Annotated in this window: 13 protein-coding genes; 8 read left to right on the forward strand and 5 right to left on the reverse strand. The window is 42.7% G+C overall.

The window, feature by feature from the left end:
• Positions 1 to 78: 78 nt before the first annotated feature.
• Both Q9R24_RS06525 and Q9R24_RS06530 read left to right on the forward strand, forming a co-directional pair.
• Positions 79 to 645: an FxsA family protein gene (locus tag Q9R24_RS06525; RefSeq protein ID WP_005247360.1), complete on the forward strand. Its 567-nt coding sequence runs from the start codon at positions 79 to 81 to the stop codon at positions 643 to 645.
• A gap of 117 nt (positions 646 to 762) precedes the next feature.
• Positions 763 to 1401 (forward strand): LysE family transporter, encoded by a 639-nt coding sequence (locus Q9R24_RS06530; RefSeq protein WP_311203897.1) that lies wholly within the window; start codon positions 763 to 765, stop codon positions 1399 to 1401.
• On the opposite strand, the gene Q9R24_RS06535 is transcribed toward Q9R24_RS06530, so the two are convergent.
• The 3 genes from Q9R24_RS06535 to ahpF all read right to left on the reverse strand — a co-directional run bounded on the left by Q9R24_RS06535 (position 1385) and on the right by ahpF (position 3833).
• Positions 1385 to 1591, reverse strand: a complete 207-nt coding sequence (locus tag Q9R24_RS06535; RefSeq protein ID WP_311203896.1) for a hypothetical protein — start codon at positions 1589 to 1591, stop codon at positions 1385 to 1387. The two genes, Q9R24_RS06530 and Q9R24_RS06535, sit on opposite strands and share 17 nt — an antisense overlap.
• A 144-nt stretch (positions 1592 to 1735) precedes the next feature.
• Entirely contained in the window at positions 1736 to 1981 is a 246-nt protein-coding gene (locus tag Q9R24_RS06540) for a hypothetical protein (RefSeq protein WP_243474588.1), read from the reverse strand.
• 286 nt (positions 1982 to 2267) lie between these two features.
• Positions 2268 to 3833 (reverse strand): alkyl hydroperoxide reductase subunit F, encoded by a 1566-nt coding sequence (ahpF, locus tag Q9R24_RS06545; RefSeq protein WP_311203895.1) that lies wholly within the window; start codon positions 3831 to 3833, stop codon positions 2268 to 2270.
• Between the two features lie 233 nt (positions 3834 to 4066).
• Here ahpF and Q9R24_RS06550 point away from each other — a divergent pair, with 233 nt between their 5' ends.
• Both Q9R24_RS06550 and Q9R24_RS06555 read left to right on the forward strand, forming a co-directional pair.
• Positions 4067 to 4285 carry a DUF1653 domain-containing protein gene (locus Q9R24_RS06550; protein ID WP_311203981.1) on the forward strand — a complete coding sequence of 73 codons (219 nt, stop codon included), beginning with the start codon at positions 4067 to 4069 and terminating at the stop codon, positions 4283 to 4285.
• Positions 4286 to 4309: 24 nt separating this feature from the next.
• Positions 4310 to 4900 carry an O-methyltransferase gene (locus tag Q9R24_RS06555; protein ID WP_253100690.1) on the forward strand — a complete coding sequence of 197 codons (591 nt, stop codon included), beginning with the start codon at positions 4310 to 4312 and terminating at the stop codon, positions 4898 to 4900.
• An 11-nt stretch (positions 4901 to 4911) separates the two neighbouring features.
• Here the strand turns inward: Q9R24_RS06555 and Q9R24_RS06560 are convergent, their stop codons facing one another.
• Positions 4912 to 5118: a KTSC domain-containing protein gene (locus Q9R24_RS06560; RefSeq protein ID WP_004278917.1), complete on the reverse strand. Its 207-nt coding sequence runs from the start codon at positions 5116 to 5118 to the stop codon at positions 4912 to 4914.
• A gap of 298 nt (positions 5119 to 5416) precedes the next feature.
• A complete protein-coding gene (gene ahpC, locus Q9R24_RS06565; RefSeq protein WP_004278916.1) occupies positions 5417 to 5980 on the reverse strand; it encodes an alkyl hydroperoxide reductase subunit C in 564 nt (187 codons plus the stop codon).
• 489 nt (positions 5981 to 6469) lie between these two features.
• On the opposite strand from ahpC, the gene hrpA reads away from it, so the two are divergent.
• The 4 genes from hrpA (at position 6470) to Q9R24_RS06585 (ending at position 14530) form a co-directional block, all read left to right on the forward strand.
• Positions 6470 to 10408 (forward strand): ATP-dependent RNA helicase HrpA, encoded by a 3939-nt coding sequence (gene hrpA / locus Q9R24_RS06570; RefSeq protein WP_311203894.1) that lies wholly within the window; start codon positions 6470 to 6472, stop codon positions 10406 to 10408.
• Positions 10409 to 10438: 30 nt separating this feature from the next.
• A complete protein-coding gene (locus tag Q9R24_RS06575) occupies positions 10439 to 11548 on the forward strand; it encodes a beta-ketoacyl-ACP synthase III (protein WP_311203893.1) in 1110 nt (369 codons plus the stop codon).
• A 26-nt stretch (positions 11549 to 11574) separates the two neighbouring features.
• A complete protein-coding gene (locus Q9R24_RS06580; protein ID WP_311203892.1) occupies positions 11575 to 12327 on the forward strand; it encodes a 1-acyl-sn-glycerol-3-phosphate acyltransferase in 753 nt (250 codons plus the stop codon).
• Positions 12328 to 12523: 196 nt separating this feature from the next.
• Entirely contained in the window at positions 12524 to 14530 is a 2007-nt protein-coding gene (locus tag Q9R24_RS06585) for a hypothetical protein (protein ID WP_311203891.1), read from the forward strand.
• Positions 14531 to 14593: the final 63 nt, after the last annotated feature.

The raw sequence follows: 14593 nt of genomic DNA on the forward strand, positions 1-14593 counted from the left end.
ATCAAAAAAGCTTGATCCTGATGAAGCAGTTGATTCCAGCATCCTATTATTTATTTTACTGAGATTAGATTAATTTTCATGAAATTATTTCTTATTATCCTTGCAGGCTTAATCCTAGAAGTATTTGTCTGGATTGGCGTGGGTGACCTCGTCGGGAGCATGTGGTACGTATTTTTCTGGTTTGTGGCCGCATTTTTTATTGGTATGAATCTGATCCGTAAATACTCGGCCGGTGTAATGCCACAAATGCAGCAAATGCAGATGGGACAGATGAGTGCAGATCCTGCATTAACAGGAAATTTACCTAAAATTCTGGCAGGTTTCTTTCTGCTTATTCCTGGATTGATTACCGACGTATTGGCAGTATTGATGCTCATTCCAGCGGTTCAGCAGGTTTTTAAGGCTGCTATAATGAAAGCGATGATGAAACGTCAGCAACTCATGATGGAAAAAATGATGGGTGGCATGATGGGCGATATGGGTGGTGCACAAGGCCAGAACCCATTTGCCGAGATGATGCGTCAAATGCAGGATATGCAAAATCAGCAATCAGGTCGCGGTGATTCCAACATTATTGATGGTGAAGCACGTGAAGTGAGACCTGAGGCGAAAAAAATTGAAATGAAAGATATCAATCCAAAATAAATGTTTTATTTAAAAAATTCTATTTAAGCCGAATCTGATGATTCGGTTTTTTATTGGAGCTTTCTAATCTCTTTGAACAAACGTTATAATATATTTTTATAAATTTACCTTATTTTAATGTCTCTGCTTTTTACGATCTGTCTCCTGCATTTTGTTGCTCAACTCAGTCCCGGCCCCGATATCTTACTTATTGCCAAAAGTGCTGCATCCACCACACGCCAGAATGCCCTGAAAATTATTGCAGGGATCTCTGCCGGTATCGTGGTTTGGGTAGTACTGACACTTGCGGGTTTTACTGTGTTAATTGGCCAGTTTCCATGGATCCAGCACGCCTTAATGCTTTTGGGTGGCATGTTCCTGGCGAAGATGGGATGGGCCATGTTAAAGGGTGGTGTGCATAGCTTTAAAAATAGACATCAGACCGACGACGATACGAATGGACAGGTGCAAGCTAAAAACTATTTTATGTTGGGCTTATGGACCAATCTTTCTAATCCAAAAACACTGATCTATTTTAGTAGCGTATTTTCACTGGCCTTAAGTTCATCTGCTTCAGATTATTTGAAAACACAGCTCGCAGTGATTATTCCTTTGCAGACCTTTATCACCTTTGCTTTATTGATGCTGTTGATTTCCCAACCAAAAATTAAAACCTTGTACCAGCGTTCGGGGAGTTATATTGATATGATTTCAGGCGGACTATTTCTGCTATTTGCATTGTGGTTATGGTATGACGCACTTATTCTAATGAATTAAGTGGTATATCTTCATTTAATGCTGGAGATATTGGTGAGGTCGGGGCAGGAGAGGCTAAATTGTCTGGTGTTTTAACAGCCGTTTGATAACGATTAGGCTTTAAGATGGTTTCAGTATTTTCAGAGCCTTGATAGCTACGGCTACGGTTGGCACGTTCGCGTAATCCACCTTTTTTAATTAACAGAACCATGGCACATCTCTCATTCAAATCCACAACTATTGTAAATCAAATCTGGATTTGATGAGGCTATTTTCCGCATAGCTATTTGAATTATTCAAGAGTAATAAAAAGACCTGTTTGAACCAACAGGTCTTTGTTGTGAGATGAATGAAATTAGCGAAGTCTTTTATCTTCTTCTTTTAAAACGTCAAGTAGAGAGTGTTGTACTGGAATTTCTTGTTGTGACTGTACATACAAATGCACCACTTTAAACACAATTGCTGTAACGAGGCAGGCTACTAGACACAAAACCCAAAAACCAAAAGGGCTGCGAATATGATGTGAGCCGCAGCTTGAGCATGATTTTTCTGTAGAGTCGACTACTTTTTCACAGCAGGCACAATGATATTGATACTGCATTGTTCTTCTCCCAGGATGTTATCCTTTTTATTCTTCGATCATGAAAGATGATTCAATTGGTTTTTTATCATAGGTAGAGCAGCATCAGCTTGCAATAAGCAATTGCTGATAATTACATAGAGACAATAGAGTATAAAAATTCATTACACAAGCAGTAGGATTTTCTTAAAATGTAAGAAATATTTTCATTAATCAAATAATAATCAATGAATTAAGAGTTAATTCTCTTGAAAATATACATAATAAAGCCCGCATCAAGCGGGCTTTATTTGAGCTAGTCTAAAACTTACTGCCCAGAACGGATGATGTAATCAAAAGCAGACAGTGATGCCTTGGCACCTTCGCCGGTCGCGATGATGATCTGCTTGTATGGCACTGTGGTACAGTCACCTGCAGCAAATACACCTTTCACATTGGTTTCATTGCGATCGTTAATCACGATCTCACCACGGTTGGTCAGCTCAACTTGGGTTTCTTTCAGGAAGTCCGTATTTGGCAACAAACCGATCTGCACGAAGATCCCCGCCAGCTCAACCACATGCTCTTCATCCGTAGCACGGTCTTTGTATTTCAGTGCAGTCACTTGTGAACCATCACCAACCACTTCCGTAGATAAAGCATTTTTGATCACGGTGGTATTCGGCAAGCTGTTCAGTTTATCTTGCAACACCTGATCCGCACGCAGCTTGGTATCAAATTCCACCAAAGTTACATGCTCTACAATCCCTGCCAGATCAATCGCAGCTTCAACACCCGAGTTACCGCCACCAATCACGGCTACACGCTTGCCTTTGAACAGTGGGCCATCACAGTGCGGGCAGTATGCCACACCACGGGTTTTGTATTCCTGCTCACCTGGAACATTCATCTCTCTCCAGCGTGCGCCGGTCGACAGAATCACGGTTTTAGATTCCAGTTTGGCACCATTCTCTAAAGTCACTTCCACCAGACCATTGGCCGTTTCGTCTGCCCCTTTGATATCAGACACACGTTGCAGGCTCATGATGTCGACACCATATTCACGCACGTGGGCTTCCATCTCGGCTGCAAACTTCGGACCTTGAGTTTTTTGTACAGACGTGAAGTTTTCGATGTCCATGGTATCCATGACCTGACCGCCCATGCGTTCAGCCACGATCCCGGTTTTAATGCCTTTACGTGCTGCATAGATTGCAGAGGTATTCCCAGCAGGTCCACCACCAATCACCAGGACATCAAAGGCTTCTTTGGCATTCAGCTTTTCAGCATCTTTGGCAGCGGCATTGCTATCCAGCTTGGCGATAATTTCTTCCAGTGTCATACGACCCTGACCAATATGCTGGTTGTCCTGGAATACCATCGGCACCGCCATGATCTTGCGTTCTTCCACTTCTTCCTGGAAGAAAGCACCATCAATCATGGTCGCTGTAGTGCCCGGGTTATAGATGGCGATCAGGTTGAGTGCCTGAACCACATCCGGACAGTTATGGCAGCTTAACGATACGAACACGTCAAAGTTAGATTGAACCCCCAGACTCTTGATATTCGCCAGAACTTCATCTGAAACTTTCGGTGCATAACCTGAGGTTTGCAACAATGCCAGGATCAGTGAGGTGAACTCATGGCCCATTGGCAAGCCTGCAAAGAACACACGCGGTTCCTCACCTTGTTTGGCAATCCCGAAACTTGGCGCACGTGCATTGGTCCCGTCAAAGCGTGCAGTGACCAGGTCAGACAGTGCAGCCACTTCGGCAACCAGTTCCTGGATTTTGGCTGATTTGTCAGAGCCATCTAAAGTCGCGACCAGTTCAATCGGGCCTTCCAGGCGTTCTAATAAGGTTTTAAGTTGAGCTGAAGTATTTTGGTCTAACATTGCTAACGTCTCCAAAGGAGTAAATGTTTATTTGATAACAGGATATTAAATGAATTGCGTAAATAGGTAAAACAGTTTGTTTTTATTTTGTTGATCGGATTTTCAGATTTATTGAAAAATTCATCATTAATTTCAAAGTTCTATATGGGGTCAAAAGATTAATTTTCAAGTAGTTTAGAGCAAGAATAAGGATTTTCAGCTAAGATTAAAACAAGATATTTGAGACTTGAATGATGGAATTACAACGCGGTATTTATCAACATTATAAGGGACAGCTTTATCAGGTGTTTCATGTCGCCACGCACAGTGAAACTGAAGAAAAGCTGGTGGTTTATCAATGTCTCTATGGGGATTATTCAATTTGGGTACGTCCTTTAACGATGTTCACTGAAACCATTACCATCAGCGATGATCGTGAAGTAGAACGCTTTAAATTGATTCAGGCACTTTAAGCCAAACAGACTCAGGGAAGAGTGATGCAAAACTCAGATGAATTTGAAAGATTCATGCAAGAATTATATGAAAAATTTCATAGGCATGATCTTAAGCAGGCAGATCGCCTGCACCGATATCGCAATATAGAACCAGAATCAGGCCGATTTTTATCTATGCTGATTCGTGCGCAACAATCCAAAAGTATTCTGGAAATTGGGACTTCTACTGGTTATTCCACTCTATGGCTGGCAGAAGCGGCTCGGCAGACTCAAGCCATGATTACAACACTTGAAGTTGATGCAGAACGGGTTATTCAGGCAAAGCAATATGCGACAGAAATAGATCTTGCAGATTTAATCAATTTTAAAGTAATTGATGCTCAGGTTTATCTGGAGGCAGAAAAGGAAATATTTGATTTTATCCTGTTAGATGCTGAACGAGATGCTTATGTCAGTTACTGGCCACATTTGAGTCGATTACTTAAAGCAAAGGGCGGGTTACTGGTAGTTGATAATGTCATTTCACATGCAGCAGAAGTCGAAGAGTTTATTGCCTTAATTCAGCAAGACCCACGTTTTATCATGAGTATTGTACCCATAGGCGCAGGTTTGCTGATGGTGGGATTTCGTTAAATGGATTCACTTCAATCCATGCAAATTTTATTAAAATGTAAATTATATTCGAGATACTTTTCCACGAATGCGGCTTTGTCTTGGCGTCTTAGTAAGTTGTCATAAATAAATTCAGGTACGGGATGATACAGCTCGGTATGACCATTACTGTATACAATTTTCAGGTGGCGGCTTGAGGGATTGTATTTCCAAGAAATCACGGTAAGCAGTTTTTGCATATGCGTTCCTCCACTGAATATTTCTTATCTTATCATTTGAACTTATGCCATATGGCTCTGCAGATGTATAGCTCAATTGTAAGAATGGGTAAGGATTATGAGAAAGCGAAGCAAAAGATATGCCTGAATTTTTATATGATGGATCAAGAAAAAAATAGGACTGCAATATTTAAAGTCCTAATAAAATAATTTAAAAAAATAAACTCCCGTATTGCGCTGAGATAAAAGTTTAAACCATAAAAAACCACGCTAAAAAGCGTGGTTTTTTGAATCAGTTCAATCTAATTAAAATTTAAAATTAGATTTTACCAACTAGGTCGATTGAAGGAGCAAGAGTTGCATCGCCTTCTTTCCATTTAGCTGGGCAAACTTCGCCTGGGTGAGCATGTACGTACTGAGCTGCTTTAACTTTACGAAGAAGTTCTTGAGCATCACGGCCGATACCACCAGCGTTGATTTCAACGATTTGGATTTTACCTTCTGGATCGATTACGAAAGTACCACGATCAGCAAGGCCGTCAGCTTCGATTAATACGTCAAAGTTTTTAGCAAGAGTCCAGTTTGCATCACCAACCATTACATACTGGATTTTTTTAATTTCTTCTGAAGAATCGTGCCAAGCTTTGTGAGTGAAATGCGTGTCAGTAGAAACTGAGTAGATTTCAACGCCTAGTTTTTGGAATTCAGCGTAGTTGTCAGCAAGGTCACCAAGTTCAGTCGGGCAAACGAAAGTGAAGTCAGCTGGGTAGAAGAATACAACAGACCATTTGCCTTTCAGGTCAGCTTCAGTAACTTCAATGAATTTGCCGTTTTGGAATGCAGTTGCTTTAAATGGTTTAACTTCAGTATTAATTAAGCTCATCATTGTCTCCATGATTGAGGTAGTCTTTGATTTTGAATAAGAGTATCGAAATTTTGGTTGATGCTAAAATGGTATTTTTACATTACAAACATCGGAAAAACCGAATTAAGTAAAAACGCGCCACTTCGGCAAAATCGCTTTGTTCATTGAGCAGCATCAAGATGATGGCCTGATGACAAAATTATCTCTTTTTCCTCGTGCTAGCAAACATGATGTTGAAACCAAAAAATTCAAGGGTGAATCAGGAAAAAAGCATGTTTTCCGCAAAATAATTTAAATATCAATTTCAAAATTAAACTGATGATTAAATCTACTCAGGAAAATTCAAGCGTGTCATATAGATATTTTGATAGGTTTATGGCGCTGAATTGAGGGAAATCAGGCAGCCAAAGCCAATTTGTCCGGCACTTAACAGAACTACGACTATCTGAAATCTAATGAACCAAGTAAAATAAACCTTTCCTGTTTTTTGATGTGGGTGTTTTCTCTGTGCAGAGTCATTTAAATGTAGATCAATGGATAATGGCGCGTGACCGTCACCGTTTAAATCGACTGAAAAAGGGGAAAGACGCAGATGCCAAGCAGTATCAGGAATTATTTGAAAAATCCAATCTGAAAGTACGGCAACGGCTTGAACGTCTTCCGAACATCAAGCTGAATCAGGATCTACCGGTTACTCAGTACACTGATAAGCTGATTGCCGCGATTCAAAAGCATCAGGTGATTATTGTGGCTGGCGAAACCGGTTCTGGTAAAACCACCCAGTTACCGCAAATTGCTATGCTGGCTGGATGTGGCCTGACCGGAATGATCGGACATACCCAGCCGCGTCGACTGGCAGCCCGTAGCGTATCACAGCGTATTGCCGAAGAAGTTGGCGAAAAACTCGGTGAATCAATTTCCTTTAAAGTACGTTTTACGGAACAGGGTTCACAAGACTCAATTGTGCGTTTGATGACTGACGGTATTTTACTGGCCGAACTGACGCATGACCGCTACCTGACCAAATATGACACGATTATTATTGATGAAGCGCATGAACGTTCACTGAATATCGACTTCATTATGGGTTATCTGAAGCAACTGTTGCCGCGTCGTCCCGATCTGAAAGTCATCATTACTTCTGCAACCCTGGATGTAAACCGTTTTAGCAGTTACTTCAATGGTGCACCAATTTTTGAAGTAGAAGGCCGCAGTTTCCCAGTCGAGCTACGTTATCGCCCGATCTCGGAAATGAGCATTGGCGGTAGTGATGATGACGAGTTTGATGACTTTGAAGAAAATCTGCCTCGCGCTGTGGTCAAAGCAGTCGAAGAATGCTTTCAGGATGCACAGGAAAAAGGCCATCCTGAACATGCCGACATCCTTATTTTTGCCAGTACTGAACAGGAAATTCGCGAGCTACAGGAAACCCTGATCAAACATGGGCCACGCCATACGGAAGTATTAACTTTATATGCGCGTCTGGCGCTGGCTGAACAGCAGAAAATCTTTAATCCTTCTGGTGGTGGGCGACGCATTATTATTGCCACCAACGTGGCAGAAACGGCTTTAACCGTTCCGAATATCCGTTATGTAATTGATAGCGGTTTTGCCCGTATTTCACGTTATAACTATCGTTCACGGGTGCAACGTTTACCAATTGAAGCCGTTTCTCAGGCAGCAGCTAATCAGCGTAAAGGCCGCTGTGGCCGTATTGCACCGGGTGTCTGTATTCGTTTGTATTCTGAGGAAGACTTCCTGAGCCGTCCTGAGTTTACTGAACCGGAAATCAAGCGAACCAACCTGGCATCGGTAATTCTGCAAATGCAAAGTCTGGGGTTGGGTTCACTCGAAGACTTCGACTTCATTGAGCCACCAGATCACCGTCTGGTGAATGATGGACGTAAGCTCCTGATTGAACTGGGTGCAATGGCTGAGAAAAATTCTCCTAAAACTGAAGATGATCAAGCAAATCCCTCTCTTGCGTCGCATAACGTCTCACCCTTCGAGAAAGGGAGACTTCAAAGCCGTGGCTTAACCAAGATCGGTCAGCAAATGGCGAAAATGCCGATTGATCCACGTCTGGCCCGCATGATTCTTGGTGGTGCACATTTTGGCGTGCTGAACGAAGTTCTGGTCATTGTGGCAGCGCTTGCAGTTCAGGATCCGCGTGAACGCCCTGCGGACAAGCAGATGCAGGCAGATCAGAAACATGCACTATTCCGTGAAGCTGATTCTGATTTCCTGTTCTATATCAAGCTCTGGGAGACGCTGCACAATAACCGCGAAAGCATGAGTGAAAATAAGCGCCGTACTTTTGCGCGTAATCACTTCCTGAGCTGGCTGCGTCTGCGTGAATGGAAGAAAACTCATGAGCAGCTGGTGGAGTTGGCTAAGGGTTTAAAACTGTCATTTAATGAAAAGAAAGCCAGTTATGAAAATCTGCACCGTGCCTTGTTGACCGGTCTCTTATCGTTTATCGCCAACAAGACCGATGAGCGTAATGTTTTTATGGCGGTGCGTCAGCAAAAAGCACGGATTTTCCCGGCTTCTACCTTGCACAAGACCAATACGCCATGGGTGATGGCTTTTGAGATGGTGGAAACCTCTCAGGTATATTTACGCACCCTAGCCAAGATTGAGCCGGAATGGATTCTGCTGGCCGCACGTGACTTGCTCAAGCATCATTATTTTGAACCGCACTGGTCGAAAAAAGCCGGTGTGGTGAATGCCTATGATCAGATTTCATTATTTGGTCTGATTATTGAGCCGAAACGCCCAATCAATTATGAAAAAGTAGATCAGGCGGCCGCACATGAAATTTTCTTGCGGGATGCTTTAACCACTGGGCATTTAGGCATTACTCCACCATTTTTAAAGCATAACTTGCTTAAACTGGAAGAAGTCGAGCGAGTAGAAGACAAATTACGCCGTCGTGATCTGGTGGTTGATGAAGAAACCATTTACCAGTTCTATGCCTCGAAAGTGCCGCCTGAAGTGGCTAGCCGGCGTAGTTTTGAAGACTGGCGTGCCACAGTAGAGCCTCAGAATCCGCGTTATTTATTTGTTGATGATGATGTGCTGTGGCTGAATGACCGTCCGACGACACAGCAATTCCCAGACTATTTGCAGAATGGTAGCCTGCGTCTGGCTGCAACCTATCGTTTTGACCCGAGTCATGATGAAGATGGCGCGACAGTTAAAATTCCCCTGCAAGCCTTGGCCCAGGTCGATGAAGGTATCTGGTCATGGGGGATTCCGGGTTGGCGTCTGGATCTGATTGAAGCATTGCTAAAAGCTTTGCCGAAGGATAAGCGCCGTAATCTGGTGCCGATTCCGGATACTGCACAAAAACTCATAGCAAAAGTAGATGCGCAGGATTTACAGAAACATATTTTTAGTTTCTTGGCATTCCAGCTGCGAGGCGAACAAATCACGGAGAAAGATTTCAGCTTTGACCGGGTAGACCAATATCTGTTGCCTTTTATTAAAGTGACTGATGAAAAAGGTCGTGTCATTGAGCAGGGGCGTGATCTTGCCGAGCTGAAAGCGCGCTGTCGGACTGAAACGCATAGTCCGGTCAAACAGCTTAAAGGTGAATTTAAAACCTTCCCGGAAAGCTTTGTATTTGAAGCCTCACAAAAAGTCACCGGTGTCGTGGTCAAGCAGTACCAGGCGCTGGTTCCGACTAAAGCTTTTTCTGCCCTGGAGCAGAAAGATGAATCGGGTGTGGTGATTCAGACTTTTAATGATCAGGCTGAAGCGATCAAAAAACATCGTGAAGGAGTGATCCGACTGGTGCATATGCAACTCGGAGACTTGACCCGCCAGTTGAAAAGACAGATTTCCAAACCTCTGGCGCTGGCTTATTCACCACTCGGTGATAAGGCACAACTGGAACAAATGTTAGTTTATGCCACACTGCACATGTCTATTAATGAATTACCTGTCAATGCGCAAGAGTTCCAAAAACTGGTTGAAGATGTAAAAAAATCTTTCTTGACTTATGGCCAAGTTGCCCTGAAAGAGATCACGGATATTTATATCCAGTGGCATGAAATCCGCCGGAAATTATTGGTTTTAGATCATTCTGTGTTTGAAAAAAATATCAATGATATTGAAGATCAACTTGATTTAATGAGCCTTTCTGACTTTGTGTATCGTAAACCTTCCGATGTCTGGGTTGAATTTCCACGTTATTTGAAAGCCTTGATCTTGCGTTTAGAGCGCTTGCCCAATAATCTACAAAGGGACAATTCCGCCATTGACCAAATTGATCAATGGATGGAAAAATTATTCAAGTTTAAAGATGACCCTCGCCTGAAAGAATTGTATTTCATGGTCGAGGAGTTAAGAATCTCATTGTTTTCACAACCGATGAAAACAAAAGCACCCGTGTCTCCAACTCGCTTGCAAAAAGTATGGGATCGTCTTGGAATCAGTTAAGATATAGGTAATTCAGATAAGGAATTTTACATGGGCATCCGCATTACGGGTACGGGCTTATTCCATCCGGAACATGTCATCACCAATGAAGAATTAGTTGAAAGTTTAAATGCTTATGTGGAACTGTTTAATCACGAAAATGCTGACAAAATCGCTGCAGGCGAAGTTGAAGCGCGTCGTGGTTCTAGCGCAGACTTTATTGAAAAAGCATCTGGCGTACAACGCCGTTATGTCGTAGAAAAATCAGGCATTCTTGATCCAAAACGCTTACGTCCAAATTTACGTGAACGTGCAGATGATGAAATTTCATTGCAAGCAGAATGGGGTGTAATCGCAGCCAAGCAGGCGATGGAAAATGCTGGTGTGACTGCCGAAGATATTGATATCGTGATCTTGTCATGTTCGAATTTGCAACGTGCTTATCCTGCTGTTGCCATCGAGATTCAAACCGCTCTAGGTATCAAAGGCTATGCCTATGACATGAACGTGGCGTGTTCTGCAGCAACATTTGGTCTGAAACAGGCTTATGATGCGATCAAAGCAGGCGCGCGCCGTGTGTTATTGGTGAATGTGGAAATTACCTCTGCACATACCGATTTCCGTTCACGTGACTGTCACTTTATTTTTGGTGATGTGGCAACCGCTTCAATTATTGAAAATACTGACAGCAAAACCGGTTTTGAAATTCTTGATTCTGAGCTATTTACCCAGTTCTCGAATAACATCCGCAATAACTTTGGTTTCTTGAATATCTCTGAAAATGCTGACATTGACGACAAACGTTTCCGTCAGGATGGTCGTAAGGTATTTAAAGAAGTCTGTCCACTGGTTGCGAAAATGATTACTGCGCAACTGGAAAAGAATCAGATTGAGCCGACAGGTGTTAAACGCTTCTGGTTACACCAGGCCAATGCCAGCATGAATGAACTGATCCTGAAACTGGTCGTTGGTAAAGAAAATGCCAAACCTGGTTTGGTACCGATCATTCTGAATGAGTTTGCCAACACTTCTTCTGCTGGGGTGATCATTGCCTTGCACCGTACTGCACATGAAGTTGAAGATGGTGAATACGGCGTGTTGTGTTCATTTGGTGCGGGTTATTCGGTAGGTTCGATTCTGGTTCAAAAGCGCGTGGCATAATCCGGAGTCAATAGGGAGCAGACAACTTGCAGGTCAAACATGATGGGCAATGGATTAGACGCTTAAGTGCCTTATCCAAATTATATTTTACCCCTACCTTTTTAGGGGCTGAATATATTGATGCCAGTCGGCCTGCAATGTATGTCGGTAATCATTCCATGTACGGCATCTTTGATTCGCCGATGCTGATTGATTATCTCTATAACGAACATAAGGTGGCTGTGGTCAGTATTGCGGATCATAGCCATTTTTATGTACCGCTATGGCGTGAAGCCGTGAAAAAGTTTGGGGCAGTCGATGGCATCCAGCATTATGTACGTGCTGTGATGCAGCAGGGCTACTCCATTCTGGTGTTTCCGGGAGGCGGTCGCGAAGTACTTAAACGTCAGGGTGAACAGTATCAACTGATCTGGAAGCAACGTTACGGATTTTTAAAGCTAGCTCAGGAATTCAACTATGATATTGTCCCTTTTGCCGCGCTCGGTGGGGATGAAGTCTATGAGATCGGCTTTGATGCCAATAAGATCATCCAGCATAAATATTTTCAAAAACTTCTCAAAGTACCACAACTCAATAAATTACTACGTCAGGGCGATGTGATTCCATCTTTGCCTAAACGATTATTCCCAAAACGCCTGCCATTTTATTTTCAGTTTATGCCACGACAATCGATTGCTCGGGTCCAGACTCAAGAAGAGCTAATTGCATTTCGATACAGCTTGCAGCAACATATTTATACCGGCTTGGCCGAGCTTAAGGCGCTACGTCAGCAAGACTAAAAAAGAAAAATTCTTCCTGTAAAATCTAGGCTATGATCTATTGAAATGTTCTATTTTTAGCAATGAGGATGCATGGACGGTTTTATAGTGCAAGTGATGCCATAATGTATTTTTAAGTGTTCACTGATTGGCGATCAAGGACTCAGCATGATCCAATATAAAAATAAGATGATTCTAAGATGACCGAGGTGTACGTATGGAACAGGAAAGCTTGGTAGCATCTTTAAGGTTATTGGCACAACAATGTTTACGGATTTCTCCAGAGCTGAACCAGCTTTATCTTGATCAGATGGCAATAATTGGTCATCTGAATGCACAAAATTTAATAAAAATTCAGCAGGATCAGTGCCGGATTGAATTGCTGGATGGTCTGTTTTATATCCAGTTTCATACTCCCTATGCACTAGACTCTGGAGCTGCACCTGCTTTGGTTGACAGTCATTTTTATTTTCAGCAATGTAAGGCAGAAGCCCTGGAGGAATTCTTTTTACAGGATATCTATTTCCTGACTGGCGATTTAAAACCACAGCATTCGCTGTATTTACGCGACAAAGCCAAACAGTTACGTCAGCTTATCCTGGCTCAGGTTTATGCGTGGGTTAATGGCCTGGAACGGGTGTCCGAATTTTTGCAGCAAATGTCGATTGTTCAAGCTGAGATTATCGACCAGCAGCTGATCAAGGCCGGGTTGTATACAGCACCTGTCATGCAAAACTTTATTCAGGATGAACAAGAGATTCCACAGCAGACTCTTGAAAGCTTGCAACAGGCTTTTTCTTTGGAGTGTCTACAGCAGGATGAATTCCTGTCGATCCAGTCATTGATGGACAGTCTGGATGAGTTCTGTTTTAGCGCCGCACAGTTTTTGCCTCCGGCACTGTTCCGGATTATGTCGCTGTCTTTTGAAGAGCGCTTTAATCTGCATGAATTGAATGATCATACTGATGATATCTGTTTGCTATATCGGCATGCTGAGGAGCAAAGTAATTTGCTCGGTTTTGTCCGATTGATGAACCGGGACGTGTGGCATCGGGATGATTTATTATCCAAACGGAATTTCCTGGAAAATCATCCGTATTTATGGCAGAAAAAAGTAGCCCGATTGCCACTATTTGATTGTCATCGTGCCGTGAACTGGATCTTCAAGCAACCGGCCGAGGTACTGGACTGGATCAGTAATAATATCCAGCATAGCAGTGTACGCGTTGCAGTAACTGCCTTAAGTTTTGTAGACAGCCATCATATTCATCCCCAGATTATTTTGGCGACTTTGCAATATTTTCAATATGTCTCGGCGCGATTGTTTATTCATAGCATGCATGAATATGCCATCCAGCATGACTGGTTTCAGCATCAGTATAATCAGGCGGTGGTATTAAAAGGCACACGCCAATCGATTGAGGATCAGCGGATTGCGATTAGCCCTTCAATTCTGTATCTGGACGAATGGATGGAGCTGCTGCGCAATGTGGTTAAAATGGATGATCAGCTGACTAAAAAGGTTTATCTGAACTTGAGCCGGGTGATGCAGGCGTATATGCAGCATTTATATAAAATTACGGCGCATTTACCCGATGAGGTTCTGGTGTATATTCAGCCTCAAAGCCAGCAGAATCGTGATTTCTATAATGTTCTGCACCGCTATCGCATTCCTTTTACTGAGTTCAGGCAGCTGTTTTATTTGCAAAGCGGGCATGTACGTGAGTCGCTATTTGACAGTTATGTGCGTGACTATCTGGTAGAGTATTTTTCCAGCCATACAGAAATACCGAAAAATCTGAGCTGGACCAGTTTGTTTAATCAGGCGGTCGTCTGGCATGATCAGATTCAAAAGCAGGAAATGATCGCCAAGCTGAAAAAACAGTTTGCACTGGTGAACTGGACGCCAATCACTCAGGTTTCATTTTTACTGTATTTCAACTGGCGTTTTGAAGAGCTTAAAACTTTGGATCGGATTTTAGAGGAATCTAAAATTTTCAGGAACTGTCTGGCGGCAAGCTATGCTCAGCAAATTGTGGAAAGGCAGTATGTGGCCTTTCGCATGTCTCATCCCGCTGTGCACCTACCCTTAATCTTGGGGTGTCAATTGGTGAATGGACAGGTGATTTTTGATCAGCTGGAATATCCGAATAACCAGAAAGCAGAAGCCGAATACAGCAATATCGCCATGCATTTTATTAATTGGCTCAACTTGCAGGCCTGACAATTCAATACAGCTTGTTTTCCGCCATGACGCTTAACTTTTCCGCTAAAAATCGTTAGGCTA

It is taken from the genome of Acinetobacter sp. RRD8 (genome assembly GCF_031844225.1).
Taxonomy (GTDB): Bacteria; Pseudomonadota; Gammaproteobacteria; order Pseudomonadales; family Moraxellaceae; genus Acinetobacter.

Coding starts and splice junctions, on each gene's coding strand:
- Q9R24_RS06525 (WP_005247360.1), top strand. CDS start 79: ATGAAATTATTTCTTATTATCCTTGCAGGCTTAATCCTAGAAGTATTT.
- Q9R24_RS06530 (WP_311203897.1), top strand. CDS start 763: ATGTCTCTGCTTTTTACGATCTGTCTCCTGCATTTTGTTGCTCAACTC.
- Q9R24_RS06535 (WP_311203896.1), bottom strand. CDS start 1,591: ATGGTTCTGTTAATTAAAAAAGGTGGATTACGCGAACGTGCCAACCGT.
- Q9R24_RS06540 (WP_243474588.1), bottom strand. CDS start 1,981: ATGCAGTATCAATATCATTGTGCCTGCTGTGAAAAAGTAGTCGACTCT.
- ahpF (WP_311203895.1), bottom strand. CDS start 3,833: ATGTTAGACCAAAATACTTCAGCTCAACTTAAAACCTTATTAGAACGC.
- Q9R24_RS06550 (WP_311203981.1), top strand. CDS start 4,067: ATGGAATTACAACGCGGTATTTATCAACATTATAAGGGACAGCTTTAT.
- Q9R24_RS06555 (WP_253100690.1), top strand. CDS start 4,310: ATGCAAAACTCAGATGAATTTGAAAGATTCATGCAAGAATTATATGAA.
- Q9R24_RS06560 (WP_004278917.1), bottom strand. CDS start 5,118: ATGCAAAAACTGCTTACCGTGATTTCTTGGAAATACAATCCCTCAAGC.
- ahpC (WP_004278916.1), bottom strand. CDS start 5,980: ATGAGCTTAATTAATACTGAAGTTAAACCATTTAAAGCAACTGCATTC.
- Q9R24_RS06575 (WP_311203893.1), top strand. CDS start 10,439: ATGGGCATCCGCATTACGGGTACGGGCTTATTCCATCCGGAACATGTC.
- Q9R24_RS06585 (WP_311203891.1), top strand. CDS start 12,524: ATGGAACAGGAAAGCTTGGTAGCATCTTTAAGGTTATTGGCACAACAA.